The organism is Streptosporangium sp. NPDC051022 (assembly GCF_040683035.1).
GTDB lineage: Bacteria > Actinomycetota > Actinomycetes > Streptosporangiales > Streptosporangiaceae > Streptosporangium.
Genome location: NZ_JBFBCF010000006.1, coordinates 272569 through 296746, shown reverse-complemented (window position 1 = coordinate 296746; position 24178 = coordinate 272569). Strand labels below are relative to the sequence as shown.

Sequence of the window (24178 nt, the reverse complement as noted above, 5' to 3'; positions counted from 1 at the left end):
GCTACCCCCGCCATCCCCGTCGCCCTCGCCGCGCCCGTCGTCCCCGCCGTGCCGGGCGTGACCCGGGGGCTCGGCGGCCGCCGGGGCGCAGCCGGGTGATCCGTCGGCGCGGACGGTGACGGCGGACCGCCCCGCGCCGGGGCCGCACCCCGGCCCGGTCCTCCGAATCCTCGGGGAGTGCCGGTGCGGGTTTCGGCGGTGGGACAGGGGATGGGTTCCGCCTAACGTCCCCGGGTCCTCCCGGCTCCGCCGTGTCGTGACGTGCCGTAGGACGCCCCGGCCAGGGCGTTCAACGCGTCGCCGAGGTCGATCTGGTCGGACGGCGGGTCCTCCTGAGCCGCGTCGTCCCGGTCCCCGTCATCCGCGCCAGTGTCCTTTCCCGTGTCCTTTCCCGTCTCCTTGCCCGGCTTCGAACCGTCGTCGCCCTCCTGGCCGTCGCCGCGTCCCTTTCCCGGGTCCCCCCTGTCGTCCCCGTCCTCGCCGCCCTTGTCCGAACGATCGCCGGATTTCTTGCCGGAGCCGTTCCCGGAGTCCTTCTCCGGGTCCTTCCCGGTGGGGTCGGCCGAGGGCCTGTCCGAAGGGGAGGGAGCGTCGGTCCGCGGCTCGTCCCGGGGCGCAGGGGGAGTGGCGGGCTCCCGCCGGTCCCGCCCGCTCCCGTTCGGCGTGGGCTCCCTGTCCGCGGGCAGCCTGGCCTGCTCGGTGGCGGTCCCGGGCGTGCGGTCCACGGTGGGGACGCTCGCCGGGGCGGACGGCTCCCGGGAGATCGGCGGGCCGGAGCTCAGGGCGACCCAGGCCGCCCCGCCCGCGGTCGTGGTGACCGCGAGCACCGCCGCGACCATGGCGAGGACGGCCGGGCGCCGCCGCGGGCCGGGCGCGGCGCGTGGCGCGCCGGATCCGGCCACGGTGGCGTTCGCGGGTGCGGGCGCGGGCGCCTGTCCCGCGATCGGCCCGGTCGCCGGCATGCCGGCCGGCCCGGCCGCGGGCGCCGGGACGGGCAGGTCGATCGGCATGGTGGCCTGCGGGGCGGTTCCGTTCATGATCGCGCGCAGGTGGATCTGCACGTCGTGGGCGGACATGCGGTGCGCGGGATCCTTACGGAGCAGGCCGTGGATCACCGGCCCCAGCGATCCGGCGAACCTCAGGGGGGCGGGCTCCTCGTGCATGACCGCGCTGAGCGTCGCCAGCGGGTGGGCGCGTTCGAAGGGAGAGCGTCCCTCGACGGCCATGTAGAGCGTCACGCCGAGCGACCACATGTCGGAGGCGAACTCCGCCGGTCCTCCGCTCGCCCGCTCCGGCGCGATGAACGCCGGGGTGCCGATGAGGGCGCCGGTCCTGGTCACCGACGAGTCGCCCTCCAGCACCGCGATGCCGAAGTCGGTCAGCACGGCCCTGCCGTCCCTGGCGAGCAGCACGTTGTCCGGTTTCACGTCGCGGTGCAGTACCCCGGCGTGGTGGGCGGCGACCAGCGCCCCCAGCACCTCCAGCCCGATCCGCGCCACCCGCGCGGGCGGCAGCGGTCCGTCCTCGCGCACCACCGCGCCGAGCGTCCGCGACTCCACCAGCTGCATGACGATCCACGGACGCCCCTTCTCCTCGATCACGTCGTAGACCGTCGCGACCCCCGGATGCCCGATCCTGCCGGCCGCGCGGGCCTCCCGGAGCGTCCGCACGGTGAACACCTCGCGTTCGCCGCCCGTCAGGTCCGGTGAGGGAATGACCTCCTTGACCGCGACGTTCCGGCCGAGAACCTCGTCCCGGGCCCGCCAGACGGTGCCCATCCCGCCGCACCCGATGCGTTCGAGCAGCCGGTACCGCGCACCGATGATCTCTCCAGAATCGGACATAGGGCCCGCCTACCCGTGATTACCGGCAACAATCCGCACATGTCGCAACGGCCGGTGAACAACGGGCATACGGTGGTCTTTTCCATGATGGAACGGATCGGGATGCCGCTCCACGACGGCCCGGTCAGGCCGTCAGCAGGCGCAGCACGGCGGTGACGACGGCCGCGGTGGCGAGCACCACCAGGAAGGGCGCGCGCAGCAGCAGCGCGACGACGGCCGCCCCCAGGCCCGCGGTACGCGGCCAGTCCAGATGCAGCGACTGCCCGTGCGCGAAGGTCTGCACCGCGATCAGCGCGGCCAGCAGCGCCACCGGCACCAGCGCGGCGAAACGCTGTACCCCCGGGTGGTCGAGCAGCCTGCGCGGCGCGGACAGCCCGGCCAGCTTCAGCGCGTAACATCCCGCGCAGGTGGCCAGTACGGCCCACCACACGCCGCTCATGCGGGCCTCCTGAGGATCACGGCGAGCACGGCGACCGCCGCGATGAGGACGGGCACGCCGGGCGGGGTGAACGGGGTCGCGGCCAGCGCGATCGCCGCGCCGCCCGCGGCGAGCCGCCGCAGCGTGCGGGTCTCGGGGCCGTCGCCGGTGAGCCTGGGCCACAGGATCGCCAGGAACGTGGCCGGGCCGACCGCGTCCAGGCCCAGCACGGCCGGGTCGGCCACCCAGGAGGTGCCCGCGGCGCCCAGCAGGGTGGTGACGTTCCAGGTCACGTAGAGGGTGGCGAAGGTGACGAAGAACCCCGTCCTGGCCTGCTCCTCGCCGGGCTGGGCCATGGCCACCGCGGTCGTCTCGTCGATCACGCCGTGGGCCACGAGGAACCTGCGTCCTCCTCTGACCCCCAGCATGTCGGCCATGCGCAGGCCGTACAGGCTGTTGCGGCCGCCCAGCAGCAACGCGCCCGCCGTGCCCGCGACCAGGCTCCCGCCGCCCGCGACGACGCCGGCCAGGGCGAACTGCGAGGCGCCGGTGAAGGCGAACAGGCTCAGCACGCACGCCTGCGCGATGCTCAGTCCCGCGGTGACCGCGCTGGCTCCGAACGCGAGCCCGGACAGCCCTACCGCGATTCCCACTCCTAGTCCGTCCCTGATTGCTGAGGAACGAGTGGATGTTTCCATGCGAAAGAGGTTATGTATGGTTTTCCGGCCCGGTCTTGTACGTTCCTGCACGTTGGTACGCGGCGGGAGGAACCCCGACGATCCGCTTGAAATGCCTGGTCAGGTGAGCCTGGTCGGTGAATCCCACATCGGCGGCGACCTGCGCGGCCGGGAGGCCCGAATCGAGCAGTCCCCGGGCCTGCCGGACCCGCAGGGTGTTCAGGTAGGCGTGCGGCGGCAGTCCCGTGGCCGCCTTGAAGGCCCGGATCAGCGCGAACGGCTTCGCCCGCACGGCCAGCGCGAGATCCTCCAGCGTGGGCGGATCGACGAGCCGGTCGTGCAGGATCTCCCGCGCGAGCCGTACCGCCCTCGGGTCGCCGGGAAGCCGCGTCTCCGGGGGAACGCGGGCGGCGTGCTGCCGCAGCAGCGTGCCGAAGGCCGCGCGGGCCAGCGTCGAGGAGGCCAGGTTGTCACCGCGCTCGGCGGCGTCGTGCGCGGCCCCCAGCAGCGCGGCGCTGTGCGGGCTGGACACGACGGCCTCGGGGAAGCACGGCGTGCCGCGCCCGGCGAGCAGCTCGGCGGCGATCTCGCCGATGACCTCGACCGACGGGTAGAGCATCCGGTAGGTCCAGCCGCCCGGTTCGCCCGCGTGGCCGGTGTGCGCCTGGTCCGGGTCGACCAGGACCACGCTTCCCGCGCCCGCGCGGTGCCGGGCACCCCGGTAGTCGAACTCCTCGACCCCGGAGACGATCACCCCGATGGCGTACGCGTCGTGCGCGTGCCGGGTGAACCTGTGGGTCACGTATCTGGCCCTGAGCAGGTCGACCCCGGGCAGCGCCGGAGTGCGCCAGAAGCGCGCCGCCTCCAACTCCGTCCGCGGTCCCGTCTCCGTCTCTGTCCCCGTCCCCGTTCTCACTCCGCTCTCCGTGCCGGCCCCGTCTCAGGTTCCTACCCTCGTTCTCGTCCGGTCCCGCGGGCGCTTCCCCGTCCCCGGTGCCGGGTTCCGCTCCTCCGCCCGCCTTCGCGCGCCTCCGGCCCGTTTCCGGCCCGGTTCCGGCGCGGTCACGGCCGGAAGGTCTCGGCGAACCTGTCGAAGAACGTCCGGTCCCACTCCTCCTCCGGGCTCTCCCAGTAAATGGCGTAGGGACGGCCCGTGATCGTGTGGAAACCCCGGTCCAGGACGTGGGTCGGGACCTTGTCCTTCAGGTAGGTGAACTCCCAGTCGGCCGCCGCGACGCCGCGATATCTCAGCGGGGTGATGCCGATCCGCTCGTAGCCCGGCCAGATCTTCTTGGCCAGGCCGCCCTTCTCGACCTTCTCCCAGTGTTTGACCGGGTCGGTCTCGGGATCCTCCGTCGACTCGATCCACAGCAGGGAGCTCGACCCCGGTGCCCTGAATTCTACCCGGTCACGGCCGGTGAACCGCTTGCTCATCCAGCCGCGCGGCAGCGCCACGCTGAAGCCCAGCGGGTCCTGGTACGTCTGCCAGCCGTCGGGGAGCTTCGTCGGACGGCCGGTGGCGGTGGCGGTGGGGCGAGGGCTCTTGGAGGGCTTGCCCGTGGTGGCCGTCGCGTCCGGAACCGCCGCCGTGGCCGTCGGAGAGGGCGGCGTCTGCCGCTGGTCACCCTCCCGGCTCTGGAGCATCAGCCATCCCCCGGCCCCGATCACCAGGGCGAGCGCCGGTATGCCCGCCATGAGGATGATCCGTCTCGTGGCGGGACGCCGGTCGGTGAGTGAGGGCTCATCGGCCGCGGCGTGCTGGCCCGGCTGGGTCCGGGGACCCGGATACGACGGCTCGACGCCGTGGTGCGGCTGCCCCGTCTGGGCGGAGGCGGCCATACCGGCCTGGAACGGGTCGTTGAGATAGCCGCCCTGGAACGGGTCGTCGAGGTAGGGCTGGGGGGTCGTCTGCGCGGGGTTGTTGCGGTACCGGGTACGCGCCGGATCGTTCGTGTGGGACGCCTGTCCGGGGTGCGTGTGGTTGCCGTGGTGCGCCGGGTTGTTGTGGTACCCGGGGGGCGGTGGGCCGTTCTGCTGGAACGGCTGCCCCGTGTACACGGGACCGGCGTCCCGGTGGAAGCCCGCCGGATCCTGGGGCGGGAGCGCCTGCGCGGGACCGTCCTGCCGCGGATGCCACGCGGCGGGTGCCGTCCCCGCCGCCCCGGCCGCGTGCGACGCGTCCGTGGGGTACCGCGTCCCCTCTCCGTACCCGGGTTCCGCGCCGTACCCGGTGTTCCCGGTGTACCGGGGGTCCGCGGCGGGCTGCCCGCCGTACGGCTGCGCCGCGTGCGGTTGCGCGCCGTGCGGTTGCGCGCTGTACGGCTGTGCGGTGTGCGGCTGCGCGGTGTGCGGTGACTGCCCGGCGTACGGCGACGGCGGGTCGAGCGGTGACCCGCCCCGCCACGCCGGGGCGCCCGTCTGCTGGGGACGGGAGGGCTGAGGCGCCGACCCGGCCCGTGGGGACCGTCCCGCCGCTTCGGACCCGCCGGGGGTGTGGCCCGCCGCGGCCCGGGTGAGCAGGGTCTCGGCCTCGTCGGCGCTCATCCGGGCGGAGGGCTCCCTGGCCATCAGCCCGAGGATCGCCGAGGCCAGGGGCCCGCCGTGCGCCATGGGGCTGGGCTCGCCGTTCAGGACCGCCATCATGGTCGCGGCGGCCGTGGGCCGCTCGAACGGCGGGTGCCCCTCCAGGGCCGCGTACAGCGTCGCCCCCAGGGACCACAGGTCCGACTCGGGGGTCGCGGGCAGCCCGTGGAGCCGCTCAGGGGGAAGGAAGGCCGGGGTGCCGACCATCCCGCCCGTCCGGGTGATCCCGGTCTCCTGGGTCATGGAGGCGATGCCGAAGTCGGTCAGCACCACCCGGCCGTCGTCGGCCAGCAGTACGTTCTCCGGCTTGACGTCGCGGTGCAGCACCCCGGCGGCGTGCGCCGCCCGCAACGCGCCCAGCACGTGCAGCCCGACCGCGGCGACCCGCTCGGGAGGCAGCGGCCCGCTTCCGCGCACCACCTCGCCCAGGGAGCGCGACCGGACCAGCTGCATGACGATCCAGGGCCGCCCCTCCTCCTCGACCACGTCGTGCACGATGATCACGGAAGGGTGGTCGAGCCGCCCGGCGGTCTTGGCCTCTCGGATCGTTCGCCGGTTCAGATCGATCCGCGCGGCCTCGTCGACCCCGCGGTAGCGGACCTCCTTGATCGCCACGACCCGGTCGAGAAGCTCGTCGTGGGATCGCCAAACGACGCCCATCCCGCCTTCGCCGATGGGTTCGAGCAGGCGATACCGGCCCGCCACCTTCCGTTCGATCATTCTCCTCGCCCCTCCCAAACCCACGCATCGTAGCCGGTTGGGACGGCCCCTACTTTTTCGAGGAGAAAGTCGCGGTGAACCCCTTGAAGAGGTCGAGCTTGCTGTCCCATTCGTCGGCCCGGGTGTGCCAGTAGATCGCGTACCCCCGGCCGCCTTCGGTGACGAACCCCCGGTCGATCACCCTCGCCTTGCCGGAGCTCATGTTCCAGGTGAACTCCCAGTCGGCGGCCTTCTTCATATAATCGACCTTTTCAATGCGGATGCGCTTGTATCCATTGAAGCTGCTGTAGCGCTCCTGCTTCTCCCAGTCCTTCTTCGGGTCCGAGCTCGGGGTCTCGGTGTACTCGATCAGCAGGTAGCTCACCCGGTCGGGCCCGCGGAACCACACCGACTGCCCGGATCGCCGGTCCACGTCCCACCCCTTGGGCAGGCCGACCGAGAACCCGTTGCCGTCCTTGTGCATGCGCCAGCCGTCGGGGAGCGCGGGGTTCTTCTCCTTCTCCTTCTCCTTCTTCTCCTTGGACGGGCTGGGGCTCGGGGACGGCTCGGACGTGGGCTCGGTCGTCTTGGCGGACTGGGCCGACTTCTTCGGCTCGCCGGGGTGCGGTGCGGGCAGGTCGCCCTCGGTCTGGCCGTTGCGCAGCCCGAGCCACCCCGCCACCAGCCCGACGACCACGAGCGCGGGCACGATCAGCAGCAGGCCCCGCCTGCGCGGCGAGCGCCGGGACTCCCCGGGCACCGTCGGGGGCGCCGTCGGGGGCAGCGTCGGAGGCGCGGAGGAGAAGTACTCCTCGACCGGCACGACCTGGGGGGAGGCGGGTCCCGCGTCGGCGTAGGGATCCCGCCGGGGGGCGGGAGAGGCGGGCGTCCACCCCACCGGGGGGACGGGCCCACGCCCGGCCTTGGGGGCCTGATCCGGGCCGGGAGCCTGGCTCGGCGTCCGTCCGGGCGCCGGGCGCGGGGAGCGCCCCGCGCCCCCGTCCCGCGGTGGCGCGGCCGCCTCGCCCGCCGCCGCGGAGCCCGTCCCGAAGGCCGCCCCGGACGCGGGTCCGGCGGACGGCTTGGAGATCGCCCTGGACGCGAGACCGGGGACCGGCCTGGGGGTCCGCTCCCGCCGTACCTCCGTCTCCGGCTCGCCCTGCCCGGGGCGTTCCGGCCGCGGGGCCTCCTGCGGGGGAGCGGGGGCTGCGGAGCCCAGCTTCACCCCCGTCGCGGGCAGGGCCTCGGCGGGGCGGCGGATCCCGGGGTCGGTCTCGGCCGTCGCCGCGCTCTCCGCCCCGTCCGCCACCGCGGGCATGACGGCCGTCCTCGCGGGCGGCCGCGGCTTCTCGCCACCCTCGGCCACCTGGCGCAGCAGCCGCGAGGCCTCCTCGTAGGACATCCGCTGGGCCGGGTCCTTGCGCAGCAGCCCCTCGAGGACGGGCGCCAGGTCCCCCGCGTTGACCGGGGGCTCCGGCTCGTCGTTCAGCACGGCGTGCATGGTCGGCAGGACCCCGCCCCGGTCGTGCGGCGGCTTGCCCTCGACGGCGGCGTACAGCGTCGCGCCGAGGGACCACAGGTCCGACTCGCGCTGCGCGCTGGCGCCCTTGATCCGTTCGGGCGGGATGAACGCGGGCGTGCCCGCGATCCCGGTCATGGTCAGCGCGGTCTCGGCCTCCAGCGTCGCGATGCCGAAGTCGGTCAGCACCACCCGGCCGTCGTCGGCCAGCAGCACGTTCTCCGGCTTGACGTCGCGGTGCAGCACGCCCTGGGTGTGGGCGGCGCGCAGCGCCTCCAGCACCTGCAGCCCGATCTCCGCCACCCGCCGGGCCGGCAGCGGCCCGTCCTGGCGCAGCACCTTGCCGAGTGACCGGGACTCGACGAGCTGCATGACGATCCAGGGCCTGCCGTCCTCCTCGACCACGTCGTGGACGACGACGACGTTCGGGTGGGTCAGCCGTCCGGCGGCGCGGGCCTCGCGCTTGGTACGCCGGTTGAAGTCCTCCTGGTTGTCCTCGCCGAGCATGTCGGCGTAGCGAACCTCCTTGACCGCGACCTCGCGATCGAGGAGCTCGTCGTGCGCCCGCCAGACGATGCCCATGCCACCCCGGCCGATGGGTTCGAGCAGGTGGTAGCGGGCGGCTACGCGACGTCCCTCAGGCTGTGCTTCGGCCATCAACCGCACCTACCCCTTTCTAAACCCCCGCATACTCTCATAGGCCGAGGAGGGTGATCGACTCTCCGGAGGTCCAGACGTCCGGACCCTGAGATGGGCGGTCCCACAAGTGGCGTCTGGGATGAAGATGGCCTATCGTCATTTTCATGACTTGCTATTTCGCGTTTATCGAGCCGGCTCCGAGGAGCCGGTCGTGACAGCGTGACGTAGCGACCGTTCGGAGCCGGCAGAGGCAGAGACGCCCACAGTCTCTGCCTTTTTTGTTTCTTACGATTCGCCGGCCCACGGGATGTGCGCGCCGGCTGAGCATGGGGAGCCGAGATGTCGTTGACCGCACACCTGGAGCGCGGGGCCGTACAGGTGGGGACCCTCACGGTGGGCGCCGGACCGGCCGTGGTGATCGGCGGTGCCGGAGGGGACGCGCGCTGGGTCAGCCTGCGCGGCCACCACGGGAGGGTGCCCGCGTCCGAGACCCTGGCGGCGGTCCGCGCCGAGTGGGCGGGACCGGTCCTGGCCGAGCCGTTCTCCGCCGCCGACCTGCCGGAGATCGCCGAGAACGCCGACGGCGTGGTGATCGGGGCGGCGTGGATGCAGGACTTCCAGCTGGTCAGGGCGGTGGCCAGGCTCGGGCTGCCGGTGGTCGTCCAGCGAGGCCCCGCCGCGACCCTGGAGGAGTGGCTGGCCATCGCCGACTACTGCGTGGCCGAGGGCAACGACCGGGTGGTGCTGTGCGAGAGCGGCAGCCGTACGCACCAGGCGGGGATCACCCTCGACCTCGCCCTGATGCGCGAGGCCCGGCGGCGCTCGGGACGCCCGGTCCTGGCCGACCTCGGCGAGGACCCCGCCCTGGCCGCGGCGGCGGTCGCGGCCGGGGCCGACGGGCTGCTGCTGGCCCCGGACGCCCCGGAGGAGGCCGCCCTGGCCGCCCACGAGGCCGCGCGGATCGTCGGAGCGGTGACCCGCTCCGAGGTGCCCGACTCCGTCCTGGCCGCCCGGAGCGCCATCGACCGCGTCGACGCCGCCCTAGCCCTCCTCCTGGAGCGCCGCGCCGAGCTGGCAGGCACCATCCAGCGCCTCAAGCCCGTCGGTGGCTTCGCCGGCCGTGACATGGAGCGCGAGCGCCGCCTGGTCGCCGAGATGGCCCGCCGGGCCCCCACCCTGGGCGAGGTACGGCTGGCGCCCATCATGAACGCCGTCATCGAGGCGGGCCTCCACCTCGCCGAGGAACGTGCCGCGAACGCCCAGGCCTGATCGGAGGCCTGATCGGAGGCCTGGCGGCGCGTCGTCACGTGCCCGGCGGTGGGCGGGGCCGCCGCCGGGCACGTCGGGCGAGTCGCGGAGGGTGGGCCCGGTCTGCCCGGGCTCCGCCGTGTCCAGCGGGGTGCCGAGGACGGTCGGCACACCTCCGGGCCGGGGCGCAGGCTCAGGCGCCGCCGGGCGGTGGCGGTGAGAGGGGGGAGCGGGTGGGGCGGGGGCGGCGGGAGTCGACGATTCGCCATCCGGCGGCGATGGCGGCCACCAGCAGCGGGAGGCAGAAGAAGGCGATCCGCTGGTCGGCGTCGGCGAACGGCATGAGGAGCACGACCAGCGCGAGGAAGCCCAGGGTGAGCCGGCCGGTGTACGGGGAGCCGGGCATCCGGAAGGAGGGGCGCTCGAGCAGGCCCCGCTCGGCGGCCTCGCGCAGCCGGATCTGGCACAGGAGCAGGGTGCCCCAGGTGGTGATCACGCCGAGGGAGGCGACCGCGATCGCGATGTTGAAGGCGCGCTCCGGTACGAAGTAGTACAGGACGATTCCGGCGACGAACACGCTCGCCGTGATGAGGATGCCGCCGTAGGGGACGTGGCGGGAGCCGATCCGTCCGGCGAGGGCCGGGGCCTCCCCCTTGACGGCCATGGCCCGCAGGATGCGTCCCGTCGAGTACAGGCCGGAGTTGCACGACGACATGGCCGCGGTGATCACGATGAGGTTCATGACGTCGGCGGCCCAGGGGGCGCCGAGTGCGGTGAAGACCGTCACGAACGGTGACTGGCCGGGGCCGTAGGCGGTCCACGGCAGGACCATGGCGAGCAGCAGGACCGAGCCGACGTAGAAGACCGCGATCCGCCAGATCACGCCGTTGATCGCCCTGGGCATGACCTGCTCGGGGTTCCTCGTCTCCCCGGCGGCGATGCCGACCAGCTCGATCGAGGAGTAGGCGAAGATCACCGACTGCATGCTCATCAGCGCGACGGGGAAGCCGTTGGGGAGGAAACCGCCGTGGGAGACGAGGTTGCCGGCCCCGGCGGTGCTCCCGCCCAGGGACGTCCCGAAGACGACCAGCGCCAGTCCGACCACCAGGAACGCGCAGATGGCCAGGACCTTCAGCAGGGCGAACCAGAACTCCAGCTCGCCGAAGAGCCGAACCGACAGCAGGTTGACGGTCAGCACGAACGCCAGCGCGATGATCGCGGTGCCCCAGCGGGGGAACTGTGGCGCCCACAGGCCCACGTACGTGGAGATCGCGGTCAGCTCGGCGATGCCGGTGAAGGCCCAGTTGACCCAGTACATCCAGCCGCTGGCGAAGGCGGCCCACGGCCCGACGAACTCGGCGGCGTAGTCTACGAAGGAGCCCGAGGTCGGTCTGTAGAGCACCAGTTCGCCCAGGGCCCGCATCACGAAGAACGCCGCGAGCCCGGCGACCGCGTACGACACCACCAGTATCGGCCCGGTCGTCTGGAGCAGCCCGCCGGCACCCAGGAACAGGCCCACCCCGATCGCGCCGCCGATCGCTATCATCTGCACCTGGCGATTGCCGAGCGCGTGGCTGTAGCCCTCGTCGCTCCTCATGGGTCCCCCCGTTTGCCCAGCCCGGAAACGATATCACGGAGAGTATCCAATCGTTGCTCAGGGTGCACGGCGATGGGTGCCCCCACAGGACGGCGAACGCGCGTAGGCTTCCCACGCCGACACGCGACTAGGGGGAGGGACGAGGCCGCATGTCCGACTCGTTTGTGCATCTTCACGTTCACACGGAGTACTCCATGCTCGATGGAGCCGCCCGTCTGAAGCAGATGTTCAAGCAGGTCGGGGACCTGGGAATGCCCGCCATCGCGATGACCGACCACGGCAACATGCACGGCGCCTACGACTTCTACAGGCAGGCGACCGGCGCCGGCATCAAGCCGATCATCGGCATCGAGGCCTACGTCTCACCGGCCTCCCGGCACCAGAAGAAGCCGGTGCTGTGGGGTGAGCCGCACCAGCGGCGCGACGACGTCTCCGCGGGTGGTTACTACACCCACATGACGATCTGGGCGCGTAACGAGCGCGGCCTGAAGAACCTGATGAAGCTCTCCTCGCGGGCCTACACCGAGGGCTTCGTCCGCAAGTGGGCCCGGATGGACGCCGAGACCCTCGCCGAGCACTCCGAGGGCCTGATGGCCACGACCGGCTGCCCGTCCGGCGAGGTGCAGACCCGCCTGCGCCTGGGCCAGTACGACGAGGCGCTGGCCGCGGCGGCGAAGTTCCAGGACCTGTTCGGCAAGGACAACTACTACCTGGAGATCATGGACCACGGGCTCGACATCGAGCGCCGGGTCCGCGAGGGCCTGACCCGCATCTCCAAAGAGCTGAACATCCCGCCGCTGGTCACCAACGACTCCCACTACACCTACGAGTCCGACGCGACCTCCCACGACGCGCTGCTGTGCATCCAGACCGGCAAGCAGCTGTCGGACCCCGACCGCTTCCGCTTCGACGGCAGCGGCTACTACATCAAGACCGCCGACGAGATGCGCGCGGTCGACTCCTCGGACCTGTGGGCCGAGGGCTGCCGCAACACGCTGCTGGTCGCCGAGAAGGTCGACCCGGCCGGCATGTTCGGCTTCAAGAACCTGATGCCGACCTTCCCCGTGCCCGAGGGGGAGAGCGAGGAGAGCTGGTTCCGCAAGGAGATCCAGCGGGGCATGGAGCGCCGCTTCCCCGAGGGCGTCGACGAGGTGCACCAGAAGCAGATCGACTACGAGATGGACATCATCCTGCAGATGGGGTTCCCCTCGTACTTCCTCGTGGTCGCCGACTTCATCATGTGGGCCAAGAACAACGGCATCCGGGTCGGTCCCGGCCGTGGCTCCGCGGCGGGCTCGCTGGCGGCGTACGCGCTGGGCATCACCGACCTCGACCCGCTGCCGCACGGCCTGATCTTCGAGCGGTTCCTCAACCCCGACCGCGTCTCCATGCCCGACGTCGACATCGACTTCGACGAGCGTCGGCGCGGTGACGTGATCCGCTACGTGACGGAGAAGTACGGCGCCGACAAGGTCGCCATGATCGCCACCTTCGGCACCATCAAGGCGAAAGCGGCCATCAAGGACGCGGCTCGCGTCCTGGGCTACCCGTACGCCCTCGGCGACAAGGTGTCCAAGGCCTTCCCGCCCGCGGTGATGGGCAAGGACATCCCGCTGTCGGGCATCTTCGACAAGGATCATCCTCGCTACAACGAGGCCGGTGAACTGCGCAAGCTGTACGACGAGGACGTCGACGTCAAATCGGCGATGGACCTGGGCAGGGGCCTGGAGGGCCTGATCCGCCAGACCGGCGTGCACGCCGCGGGCGTCATCATGTCCTCGGAGGTGCTGACCGACTACATCCCGATCATGCGCCGTGACTCCGACGGTGTGATCATCACGCAGTTCGACTACCCGACCTGCGAGACGCTCGGCCTGCTGAAGATGGACTTCCTGGGCCTGCGCAACCTCACGATCATCGACGACTGCCTGAAGATGATCGAGGCGAACACCGGCAGCGCGATCGACCTGCTCAAGCTCCCGCTGGACGACCGCAAGACCTACGAGCTGCTCGGCCGGGGCGACACCCTGGGGGTGTTCCAGCTCGACGGCGGCGGCATGCGGTCACTGCTGCGGCTGATGAAACCCGACAACTTCGAGGACATCTCCGCCGTCGGCGCGCTGTACCGTCCGGGCCCGATGGGCGCCAACTCCCACACCAACTACGCGCTGCGAAAGAACGGCCAGCAGGAGATCGCCCCGATCCACGAGGAGTTCAGGGAGTCCCTGGAGGAGATCCTCGGCACGACCTACGGTCTGATCGTCTATCAGGAGCAGGTCATGGCCATCGCGCAGAAGGTCGCCGGGTTCTCGCTCGGCAAGGCGGACCTGCTGCGCCGCGCGATGGGCAAGAAGAAGAAGTCCGAGCTGGACAAGCAGTTCGAGTCCTTCGAGAAGGGCATGAAGGACAACGGCTACTCGGCCGCGGCGATCAAGACCCTCTGGGACATCCTGCTCCCCTTCTCCGACTACGCCTTCAACAAGGCGCACAGCGCCGCCTACGGCCTGGTCTCCTACTGGACCGCCTACCTCAAGGCCAACTACCCGGCCGAGTACATGGCCGGGCTGCTGACCTCGGTCAAGGACGACAAGGACAAGTCGGCGCTCTACCTCAACGAGTGCCGCCGCATGGGCATCAAGGTGCTCCCGCCGGACGTCAACGACTCCGACTTCGACTTCACCCCGCGCGGCAGCGACGTCCGGTTCGGCCTGTCGGCCATCCGCAACGTCGGCGGCAACGTGGTCGACGGGATCATCTCGGCGCGCAAGGAGAAGAGCCGCTTCGCCGACTTCAAGGACTTCCTCCGCAAGGTCCCCATGATCGTCTGCAACAAGCGGGTCATCGAGTCGCTGATCAAGGCGGGAGCCTTCGACTCGTTCGCGCACGAGCGCAAGGGCCTGGTGATGGTCCACGAGCAGGCCGTCGACAGCATCATCGGCATCAAGAAGAACGAGGCGCAGGGACAGGACTCCCTGTTCGGCGCCATCGAGGGGGCCGAGGACCAGACGTTCGACGTGCAGATCCCGGTGGGGGAGTGGGACAAGAGCACCGTGCTGCAGTTCGAGCGGGAGATGCTGGGCCTGTACGTCTCCGACCACCCGCTCTTCGGCGTCGAGCACATCCTGTCGGCGGGCGCCGACTGCTCGGTCGCCGCGCTCCAGGACGAGTCCCGTCCCGACGGCCAGGTCGTCACCGTCGGCGGCATCCTGTCCGGCGTCCAGCGCAAGGTCACCAAGAAGGGCGACACCTGGGTGCTGACCATGCTGGAGGACCTGGAGGGCGCCATCGAGGTGATGGTCTTCCCCTCGGCGTACCAGCTCTGCGCGACCGTCCTGGCCGAGGACGCCATCGTCTTCGTCAAGGGCCGCCTGGACAAGCGTGAGGACGTCGGGAAGATCATCGCCATGGAGGTGACGGCCCCCGACCTGACCCGGGAGGGCGGCGGCCCGCTGCCGGTCAGCCTGCCGCTGGCCCGCTGCACCCCGCCGGTGATCGGCCGTCTCAAGGAGGTCCTGATCGCGCACCCCGGCACCACCGAGGTCCACCTCCAGGTCCACAACGGCCCGAAGACCACCGTCGTGCGCCTGGACGACCGGCTGCGGGTGGCGCTCTCCCCGGCCCTGATGGGCGACCTGAAGCAACTGCTCGGCCCGGCCTGCCTGGGCGCCTGACCCGGGGGGCCTCGGCCCTCCGCCGGTATCGCCGGATCGGGTGCGTGTACTGATCCTGTACATCCGCCTTCAAGTTAGGAAACTTTCCTAACTTCCGTTGACATGCCTTCCGGCCGCTTGCCACCATGCCGGTGAGCGGCTTGGCGCGGCGTCCCCGGCGGGGACGTGACGTGCTCAGTGAGAGATATGACTGCCCCGGCCGCGTTGTCGCGCGGCGCCGCAGACGGCGCCGTGACCGTCGTCTCTCCCCCCATCAGGAGACAAGCACGTGTCTTCAACGACGCCTCACTCCGTCCCCCGTCTCCCCCGCCGGTTCCTGTTCGCGCTCGCGGCGATGGCGCTCGTCGTGGGCGCCCTGGTCGCCACGGGCCGCGCCGACGCCGCCGAGACCCTGCTGTCGCAGGGCAGGCCCACCGCCTCCTCGTCCAAGGAGAGCTCCTCCTACGGCCCGGAGAAGGCGGTCGACGGCGACCTCACCTCGACCCGCTGGGCCTCGGCCGAGGGCAGCGACCCCCAGTGGATCCGCGTCGACCTGGGCGCGGTCTTCCAGATCTCCCGGGTCAAGCTGTCGTGGGAGTCCGCCTACGGCAAGGCATACAGGATCCAGGTCTCCGACGACGCCGCGAACTGGACGACCGTCTACTCGACGAGCGGCGGCGACGGCGGCCAGGACGACCTGACCGGCCTGTCGGGCTCGGGGCGCTACGTCCGCGTCTACGGCACCGCCAGGGGCACCGAGTACGGCTACTCGCTGTACGAGTTCCAGGTGTTCGGCGGCGGCGCCCCGACGGCGAGCCCGACCCCGACCTCCACGCCGACGACGAGCCCGACTCCCACGCCGACCCCGACTCCCACGCCGACGGGCGGGAGCTTCGTCGTGGCGGCGGCCGGTGACATCGCCGAGCAGTGCACCGCGAGCTCGAGCTCCTGCGCCCACCCCAAGACCGCGGCGCAGGTCAAGGCGATGAACCCCGAGTTCGTCATCACGATGGGCGACAACCAGTACGACGACGCCCGCCTGTCGGACTTCCAGAACTACTACGACAAGACGTGGGGCGCCTTCAAGAGCAAGACCCGCCCGGCCGTCGGCAACCACGAGACCTACGACTCGGCGGGTGTCTACGCCGGATACAAGGCCTACTTCGGCTCCGCGGCCACCCCGCAGGGCAAGACCTACTACAGCTACGACCGGGGCAACTGGCACTTCATCGCCCTCGACTCCAACTACTTCGACCAGACGGCCCAGATCAACTGGCTCAAGGCCGACCTGGCCGCCAACACCAAGGGGTGCGTCGCCGCCTACTGGCACCACCCGCTGTTCAGCTCCGGCGAGCACGGCAACGACCCGGTGAGCAAGCCGGTCTGGAAGATCCTCTACGACGCCCGCGCCGACCTGGTGCTCAACGGCCACGACCACCACTACGAGCGGTTCGCCCCGCAGAACCCCGACGCCCAGGCCGACCCCAACGGGATCGTGGAGATCCTCGGGGGCATGGGCGGGGCCTCGCCGTACAAGATCGAGAACGTCCAGCCCAACAGCCAGAAGCGGCTGGTGGACACCTACGGCGTGGTCAAGATGACCTTCGGTCCCGCCTCGTTCTCCTGGCAGCTGATCGGGACGGACGGCTCCGTCAAGGACACCGGCCCCACCTACGCCTGCCACTAGATGTACATCTCGGCGAACGGCCGGACCGCGGACGGAACCCGTCCGCGGTCCCGGCTCTCCTGGGCGGTCCCCGGGAACGTGCTCGCGCTCGGGGCGGTCAGCCTGGTCACCGACGTCTCCTCGGAGATGGTCACCGCCGTGCTCCCGCTCTACCTGACCCTCTTCCTCGGGCTGAACCCGCTGCAGTTCGGGCTGCTCGACGGCCTCTCCTTCGGGGTGACCGCGCTGGTCCGCCTCGCCGGGGGCAACCTCGCCGACCGCTGGCAGCGGCGCAAGCTCGTCGCCGGGATCGGGTACGCGCTCTCGGCGCTGTGCAAGCCGGCCCTGCTCGTGGCCGGCGGCTCGGTCGCGGCGCTGGGCGCGGTGATCGCGGCCGACCGGACGGGCAAGGGACTGCGCACGGCTCCGCGCGACGCGCTGATCTCGCTGAGCGCGCCGCCGGACGAGCTCGGCCGGGCCTTCGGCGCGCACCGCGCGATGGACACCCTCGGCGCGCTGCTCGGCCCCCTGGTGGCGTTCGCCGTCCTGACGGGCACCGGCGGGGCCTACGACGCGGTGTTCGTGGTCAGCTTCTGCGTCGCCGTGCTCGGCGTGCTGCTGCTGGTCATGTACGTCCGCGACCGGCGCGCGCCGCTGCTCGGGGCGAGCCCGGCCACCTCGCCGCGCGCCGCGCTGGGGCTGCTGCGCGACGCGGCGTTCCTGCGGGTGTGCGTCGTGGCCGCCGCCCTCGGCCTGGTCACGGTCGGTGACGCCTTCGTCTACCTGCTGCTGCAGAAGCGCGGCGGAATCGGCGCCGAGTACTTCCCGCTGCTGTCGATCGGCACGGCCGCGGCCTATCTGCTGCTGGCCGTGCCCGTGGGGCGGCTCGCCGACCGGCTGGGGCGGGTACCGGTCTTCCTGGCCGGGCACGGCGCCCTGGCCGCCGCCTACCTCGTACTGCTGGGCCCGGGATGGCCGGTCGCCGTGCTGGCCCTGCTCGGCGCCTTCTACGCCGCGACCGACGGCGTGCTGATGGCCGTCGCGGGGCCGATGCTCTCGGCCCACCTGCGCACCAGCGGCATGGCCCTGCTCCAGACCGGCCAGGCGACGGGCAGGCTGCTGTCCTCCGCCCTGTTCGGCGCGCTCTGGACGGTGTGGGGCAGCGCCCCGGGACTGTCCGTCATGGCGGCCGGGCTCGCGCTCTGCGCGCTCGGCGCCTGGTCCGCGTTGCGGAGGCACCCGTGATGCCGCCCCGGCCACCGGCGTGCCGGGGAACCGCTCCCCGGCACGCGGAGAGGAGACGAGCATGACCCCGTCCGGGCGCCTGACGGCGCTGCTCGCCGCCGTCGCCGTCCTCGGCGGCACGGCGGCCGGTTACACGGCCTGGGCCGCGCGCCGCGCCCCCTCGATCCCTGTCACCGCCCCTGTCACCGTCCCTGTCACCGCCCCCGCCCCGGGCACGGCGGCGGAGGGCGGTGCGACCGGGGCCGGGCGGCTGCTGTTCCGCACGGCCGGCGGCCAGGTCGCCGGGGTGCCACGGGGCGTCCCGTCGGCGGCCCCCGTTCCCCTGGGCCCGACCTGCAACCGGTTCTCCACGGCGGGCGGCACGTCGATCTGCCTCGTCGCCAGGCCGGGAGCCCTGACCACCACGGACGCGGTGGTCCTCGACCGGTCCCTGCGGGAGACCCGCCGGATCAAGCTGGCCGGGATCCCGAACCGGGCCAGGGTCTCACCGAGCGGCCGGATGGTGTCGTGGACCGTGTTCGTCACCGGGGACTCCTACAGCGACGGGAAGTTCTCCACCTGGACCGGCATCCTCGACACCCGCACCGGCTACGCCGTCACCAACATCGAGGACATCCCGCTCACCCTGAACGGCCGCCGCCACCACGCGCCGGACGTGAACTACTGGGGTGTCACCTTCGCCGCCGACGACAACCGCTTCTACGCGACCGTCGCCACCGGCGGGAAGACCTACCTCGTCGAGGGCGACTACGGCCGGTGGCGGGCGCGGGCGCTCAGGGAGAACGTCGAGTGCCCGTCGCTGTCGCCGGACGGAACCCGCCTGGTGTTCAAGAAGCGGGTCTCCTCCGACCCCCGGAGGATGTGGCGGCTCCACCTGCTGGAGCTGTCCACGATGAGGGAGACGCCGCTGGCCGAGACCGCGAACGTCGACGACCAGGCGGCCTGGCTCGACGACCGCACGGTGATGTACGCCAAGGGCGGGGACGTCTGGTCGGTCCCCGCCGACGGCTCGGGCGTCCCGGCCCCGCTGGTGCGGGGAGCCTCGTCCCCGGTGGCCGTGCGGTGACCGCCGTACCGCTCGCCCGTCCCCCGGCCGGGCGGGTATGCGGTACGGCCGTCGCCGCCGTCGTCCTCGCGAAGGAACACCGGATCGTCCGGTAAGGGGAGGCGCGGAGGGGCGGTGGATTGCGACCATCTCAGTGTCGTTTTCCGGTCCGCAGTGCTGTGTTTCCAACATGTGAGGAGTTGACAGGCGATGACCTTCGCAGGGGGTTCGGGTCGCAAGCACATGATCGCCGGGCTCGGGCTGAGCGCGCTGCTCGTGACAGGCGCCGTGGCGCCCGGCACGACGGCCGCCCTGGCCGACTCCGGACCGGCCGCCACGGCCGCCGTCCCTTCGGCCGACGTCTCTCCGGCCGCCGCCTCTCCGGTCACGGCCTCCGGGCTCGACCGCCGGGCGCTCGGCCGGACCCTCGCCGCGATCCGCACGGCGGGGATGTACGGCGTCTACTCCAGCGTCCGCGACGGCGAGGCGGGATGGGACGGGGCGGCCGGGGTCGCCGACGTGCGCACCGGGCGGCCGGTCAAACCCGGGATGCTCCACCGGGTCGGCAGCATCACCAAGTCCTTCACGGCGGTGGCGATCCTCCAGCAGGTCGAGCGGGGAGCGATCGACCTGGACGCGCCCGTCGCGCGCTATCTGCCCGAGCTGATCCCGGGGGAGCGCGGCCAGAAGATCACGGTGCGGATGCTGCTCAACCACACCAGCGGGATCGGCGACTACATCCTCTACGTCTACCCCTCCCTCCAGCAGGGCTCGCCCCAGAGCATCGACGACAACCGGTTCCGCCGGTTCACCCCCGGGGAACTGGTCGCGGCCGGCCTGCAGGCGCCGCCGACCGGCGAGCCGGGAGGCGTCGGCTCCTACTCCAACACCAACTACGTGATCGCCGGGCTGCTGCTGGAGAAGGTGACCGGCGTCGACGCCGAGACGTACATCACCCGCAACGTGATCCGCAGGGCGGGCCTGCGCGACACCTTCTTCCCCCGGACGCCCCACATCACCGGGCCGCACTCCAGGGCCTACGAGTCGCTCTACGGATACATCGACCCGCCGCGCGACTACAGCGTCTACGACCCGTCGACGCTGAGCACGGCGGGCGCGCTCGTCTCGACCACCGACGACCTCAACCGGTTCTACCGCGCGCTGCTGGGCGGCAGGCTCATCGGTCCCGCGCAGCTCGCCCAGATGCAGACCACGGTGCCGGTCGCCGTCGGGGGCGCGCGGATCCCGTACGGCCTCGGCCTCTACCCCGTGGACCTGCCCTGCGGCCGGTTCTGGGGGCACGACGGGGCCATCTGGGGGATGGGCACGATCTCCCTGTCCAGCCCGGACGGCCGCCGCCAGTTCTCCGTCGGGATCAACCTCATGAAGTACCAGCGCTTCGACCAGAACGGCGGCCAGCTGCCCAGCCCGATCGACGACGCGCTGGGACTGCACCTCATGCAGGCCCTGTGCGGGGCGAGCGCGGGGTTCGCCAAGGGCGCGCCCTTCGTGCCCTTCCCGACCGAGCAGGTCCTCGTCAGGAGGTAGCCGCCCGAGCCCGTCCCGGGCATCGCGTGGGATGTCCGGGACCGGTCCGTCCCGGGCATCCCACGCCCGGTGGGCTCAGCGGCCGCGGTTCCGCTGCTTCCATCTCTTCCAGTGCGTATTCCAGCCCCGGTAGGCGTGGTCCCCGGGGAAGCCGCGCTGCCCGCGGGGGCCGCCCGCCCGGTCGCTCACCGGGCCGTCGATCCGGCCGTCGCCGTACCCATCGGTCCGGCCGTCGCCGTGCCCGTCACCGCGGTGCTTGTCCTTGCGGCGCTCCTCCTCCAGGAGCTTCTCCAGGCCGGGGGTGAAGCCGCCGCCGAAGCGGCCCATGTCCGGGTGGTGGAAGGAGGCGGGGGAGACGTCCCGCAGCGCGGCGGACATGGAGGCCACCCAGATGGGGCCCGGCAGGGAGGCGCCCTGGACCTGGCCGTAGTACTCGCCGCCGATCGTCACGTCGCGCAGCGGGTAACGGTAGGAGCCCCGGATGTCGCCCAGGCTGACCGCGGCGGCCAGATCCGGGGTGTACCCGGCGAACCAGGCCGAGGTGTAGCCGTTGTTCGTGCCGGTCTTGCCCGCCGCGTCGCGGCCGATGCCCTGGCCCGTCATGGTCCCCTTGGTGAACACCCCGGACAGCACGTGGTTCACCGCGTCGGCCACGTCGCGCTCGATCGCCTGCCCGCAGCTCGGCGGCACCGTGACGCGCGCGCCGTCCCGCTCGACGATGTCCACGATCGCCATCGGACGGCAGTAGCGGCCCCGCGCGCCGAACGCGGCGAAGGCCCCCGCGACCGTCACCGGGTCCATCTCGTTGACCCCCAGGGTGAAGGTCGGCACCTCATGGAGCGGCGTGCCGTCGGCGCGGGTCGCGCCGAGCGCCTTGGCGGTCCTGACCACCTGGCACAGGCCGACCCTGCGCTCCAGCATCATGTAGAAGATGTTCACCGACTTCCAGGTGCCGGTCGAGATGCTCTGCGGGCCGCCGCTGCCCTCGCCGCTGGCGTTGAAGATCTCGGCGTCGGGGGCGTTCACCCGGTGCCCCCGGCAGTCGACGTAGCCGCTCGCGGGCACGAACCTGCCGGGGGTCATGAAGCCGTCGTCGAAGCGCCAGCCCTGGGCCAGCGCGGTCGCCAGGGTGAACACCTTGAACGTCGATCCGGCCTGGAATCCCTGCCCGCCGCCGTGCGCGATGTCGGCGGGCAGGTTGTAGGTGGTGCTGGGGCCGTTCTTGCGGTTGCCGGTGTTGGGACCGTACTTCTTGCTCGCCGCCATGGCCCTGATCCGCCCCGTCCCCGGCTCGATCATCGCCTCGGCCGCCACCTCGGTGTCCTTCGGCGAGACCCGGGAGGAGATGGCCCGCTGCGCGGCCCGCTGGGCGACCGGGTCGAGGGTGGTCCGCAGGACCATGCCACCCCTGGACAGCAGGCGCTCCCGCTCGGCCCGGGTGTGGCCGAACGCCGGGTTGTTCACCAGCTCGCGGTGGACGTAGAGGCAGAAGTAGGGGTAGGCACTCTCGGCGCAGCCGCCGGGCGCCGGCTTCATGTGGATCGCCAGCGGCCTGCGCTTGACGGCCTCGGCCTGGGCGACCGGGATCTCTCCCAGCTGGGCCATCCGGTCCAGCACGATGTCCCTGCGCTCCCGCAGTTTCAGCCTGCGCTGCGGTCCGAGCGAGGGGTCCGTCGCGTACGGCGTCCGCACCGCCCCCGCCAGCGTCGCGGCCTGCTGCAGCGACAGCTCCGAGGCGGAGACCGAGAAGAACCGCTGGGCGGCGGTCTCGACCCCGAACGCCCCGGCGCCGAAGTAGGCGATGTTGAGGTAGCGCTCCAGGATCTCGGCCTTGGAGTACTTGTTCTCCATCGCCAGCGCGTAGCGCAGCTCGTTGACCTTGCGCCTGATGCTCGGCTCGCGCGCCCTGTCACGCTCCGTCTCGGTCTCCGCCCCCTCGATCAGGATGTTCTTCACGAGCTGCTGGGTGAGGGAGGAGCCGCCCTGCCGTACCCCGCCCGCCTGGGTGTTGGTCACCAGCGCCCGCAGCGTTCCCTTGATGTCCAGGCCCGCGTGCTCGTAGAAGCGGGAGTCCTCGATCGCCACGATCGCCTGGCGCATGACCGGGGCGACCTGGTCCAGCTTCACGATCTTCCGGTTCTCCGTGTAGAACTGGGCGAACTGCTTGCCGTTCCTGTCCAGCAGCACCGTCCGCTCGGGGAGCGGGTCCTCGCGCGGGCTGGGCGGCAGATCGATGAAGGTGCGCGCGACCCTGTTGGTGGCGATACCGGCACCGCCGACGACCGGCAGGGCCGCGGTCGCCACCAGCAGCCCGCAGAGCACGCCGCAGAGGGTCAGGCCGCCCACGCACGCGACGAGCCCGAGTCTCACCTCGGATGATCGCAATGTCACGGATAGTAACGTGCGGCCGGGTGGCCGAGGACAAACACCCGGCTGTGAATCTTTACCCTTCCCGGACCTCTTCCCTGCTGATCCGCAGGCCCAGCGAGGCGAACTGCTCGAACGGGCGGTGGTAGCCCCGCTCGATGTGGTGCACCCCGCGCAGCGTCGAGGTGCCCTCGGCGGCGGCGGCCGCGAGCACGGCGGAGAACCCGGCCCGGATGTCGGGCAGCGTCACGTCGGCGCCGCGCAGTTTCGACACGCCCCGCACGACCGCCGAGTGCTTGGCGTTGGTGTCGTGGTAGCGGCACGCGGGCCCGCCCAGGCACACGTCGAAGACCTCGATCTCGCAGCCCATCTTCTGCAGCGCGGGCACGTAGACGAGACGGTTCTCGAACACCGTCTCGTGCAGCACCGACATGCCCTGCGCCTGGGTGAACAGCACCATCAGCGGCGTCTGCCAGTCGGTCATGAACCCCGGATGCGTGTCGGTCTGCACCGCGGCGGCCCGCAGCCCGTCCGGAGCCGAGGCCGACACGTAGTCGTCGGTGATCTCCATCTCGGCGCCCATCCGGGCGAGGGTGGTGATGGCGGTGACCAGGCGGTCCTGCGGGCACCCGTGCACCCGCACCTCGCCGCCGGTGATCAGGCCGGCCGCGAGGTAGGAGAACGCCTCGATCCGGTCGCCGTTGAGCCAGGTCGAGGCTCCGCGCAGCCGTTCGACCCCCTCGATCACGATGCGCCGGTCCGGGCTGAGCTCGATGCGCGCGCCCATGCGCTGCAGGAACAGGGCGAGCTCGACGACCTCGGGCTCCATGGCCGCGCCCTTGAGGACGGTCTTTCCCTCGGCCAGCACCGCCGACATCAGGATCGTCTCCGTCGCGCCCACGCTCGGGTAGGGCAGCTCGATCCGGGTGCCGCGCAGCCGCTTGGCCCTGGCGTAGACCCCGGTGTCGCTCACCTCGACCTCGGCGCCCATCGCGCGCAGTGCCTCGACGTGGAAGTCGACGGGCCTGCGCCCGATCGGGTCGCCGCCGACCAGCGGGACGAACGCCTCGCCCGCCAGGTGCAGCAGCGGGCCCAGCATCAGGATGGGAATCCGGTTGAGGCCGGTGAACGCCGCGGGTACGTGCGGGTTGATCTGCTCGCCCCTGGCGACACTGATCTCACGAGGGGTGATCTCCACGTTGATGCCGAGCGCCCGCAGCATCTGCGCGGTGATCCCGACCTCGCCCACGTCGGGAGCGTTGTGAATCGTGCTCTCGCCGGTGCCCAGCATCGCGGCGACCATGTGTTTGGACACGCCGTTCTTGGAACCGCGAACCTCGACGTCGCCGCGGAGCGGCCCGGAAGGTTCGATCAGCCATACCTCTTCGTTCACTCGGACAGCGTAACGGGATTCCCTCTTAGTCTCGGGGATC

General features: G+C 71.7%; 15 protein-coding genes. 6 read left to right on the top strand and 9 right to left on the bottom strand.

Annotated elements, in window-relative coordinates; all coding sequences use genetic code 11:
* Positions 1-221: 221 nt before the first annotated feature.
* The 6 genes from AB0N02_RS14205 to AB0N02_RS14180 form a co-directional block, all read right to left on the bottom strand.
* Entirely contained in the window at positions 222-1844 is a 1623-nt protein-coding gene (locus tag AB0N02_RS14205; RefSeq protein WP_363945816.1) for a protein kinase, read from the bottom strand.
* Between the two features lie 124 nt (positions 1845-1968).
* The gene (locus tag AB0N02_RS14200; RefSeq protein ID WP_363945814.1) at positions 1969-2283 is read right to left on the bottom strand and encodes an AzlD domain-containing protein; all 315 of its coding nucleotides are present in this window, start codon (positions 2281-2283) and stop codon (positions 1969-1971) included.
* On the bottom strand, positions 2280-2960 hold the full coding sequence (locus tag AB0N02_RS14195; protein WP_363945812.1) for an AzlC family ABC transporter permease: 681 nt from the start codon (positions 2958-2960) through the stop codon (positions 2280-2282). Before AB0N02_RS14195 ends, AB0N02_RS14200 begins: the two co-directional genes overlap by 4 nt.
* A 10-nt stretch (positions 2961-2970) precedes the next feature.
* Entirely contained in the window at positions 2971-3855 is an 885-nt protein-coding gene (locus AB0N02_RS14190; protein ID WP_363945810.1) for an AraC family transcriptional regulator, read from the bottom strand.
* Positions 3856-4001: 146 nt separating this feature from the next.
* Entirely contained in the window at positions 4002-6242 is a 2241-nt protein-coding gene (locus tag AB0N02_RS14185) for a protein kinase (protein WP_363945808.1), read from the bottom strand.
* Between the two features lie 49 nt (positions 6243-6291).
* A complete protein-coding gene (locus AB0N02_RS14180) occupies positions 6292-8397 on the bottom strand; it encodes a protein kinase (RefSeq protein ID WP_363945807.1) in 2106 nt (701 codons plus the stop codon).
* 321 nt (positions 8398-8718) lie between these two features.
* Between AB0N02_RS14180 and AB0N02_RS14175 the strand changes: the two genes are divergently transcribed.
* The gene (locus tag AB0N02_RS14175) at positions 8719-9648 is read left to right on the top strand and encodes a chorismate mutase (RefSeq protein ID WP_363945805.1); all 930 of its coding nucleotides are present in this window, start codon (positions 8719-8721) and stop codon (positions 9646-9648) included.
* 172 nt (positions 9649-9820) lie between these two features.
* Here the strand turns inward: AB0N02_RS14175 and AB0N02_RS14170 are convergent, their stop codons facing one another.
* Entirely contained in the window at positions 9821-11224 is a 1404-nt protein-coding gene (locus AB0N02_RS14170) for an amino acid permease (protein WP_363945804.1), read from the bottom strand.
* A gap of 149 nt (positions 11225-11373) precedes the next feature.
* Here AB0N02_RS14170 and dnaE point away from each other — a divergent pair, with 149 nt between their 5' ends.
* From dnaE to AB0N02_RS14145, 5 genes are all read left to right on the top strand, one after another.
* Positions 11374-14895, top strand: a complete 3522-nt coding sequence (gene dnaE, locus AB0N02_RS14165) for a DNA polymerase III subunit alpha (protein ID WP_363945802.1) — start codon at positions 11374-11376, stop codon at positions 14893-14895.
* 268 nt (positions 14896-15163) lie between these two features.
* Entirely contained in the window at positions 15164-16561 is a 1398-nt protein-coding gene (locus tag AB0N02_RS14160; protein ID WP_363945800.1) for a discoidin domain-containing protein, read from the top strand.
* The gene (locus AB0N02_RS14155) at positions 16562-17785 is read left to right on the top strand and encodes an MFS transporter (RefSeq protein ID WP_363945798.1); all 1224 of its coding nucleotides are present in this window, start codon (positions 16562-16564) and stop codon (positions 17783-17785) included. It begins immediately after the preceding gene.
* Between the two features lie 61 nt (positions 17786-17846).
* Positions 17847-18851 (top strand): hypothetical protein, encoded by a 1005-nt coding sequence (locus AB0N02_RS14150; protein ID WP_363945797.1) that lies wholly within the window; start codon positions 17847-17849, stop codon positions 18849-18851.
* Positions 18852-19040: 189 nt separating this feature from the next.
* The gene (locus AB0N02_RS14145; RefSeq protein ID WP_363945795.1) at positions 19041-20378 is read left to right on the top strand and encodes a serine hydrolase domain-containing protein; all 1338 of its coding nucleotides are present in this window, start codon (positions 19041-19043) and stop codon (positions 20376-20378) included.
* A gap of 75 nt (positions 20379-20453) precedes the next feature.
* Here the strand turns inward: AB0N02_RS14145 and AB0N02_RS14140 are convergent, their stop codons facing one another.
* Complete coding sequence (locus tag AB0N02_RS14140) at positions 20454-22769, bottom strand: transglycosylase domain-containing protein (RefSeq protein ID WP_363945794.1); 2316 nt, start codon at positions 22767-22769, stop codon at positions 20454-20456.
* Between the two features lie 52 nt (positions 22770-22821).
* On the bottom strand, positions 22822-24138 hold the full coding sequence (gene murA / locus AB0N02_RS14135) for a UDP-N-acetylglucosamine 1-carboxyvinyltransferase (RefSeq protein WP_363945793.1): 1317 nt from the start codon (positions 24136-24138) through the stop codon (positions 22822-22824).
* Positions 24139-24178: the final 40 nt, after the last annotated feature.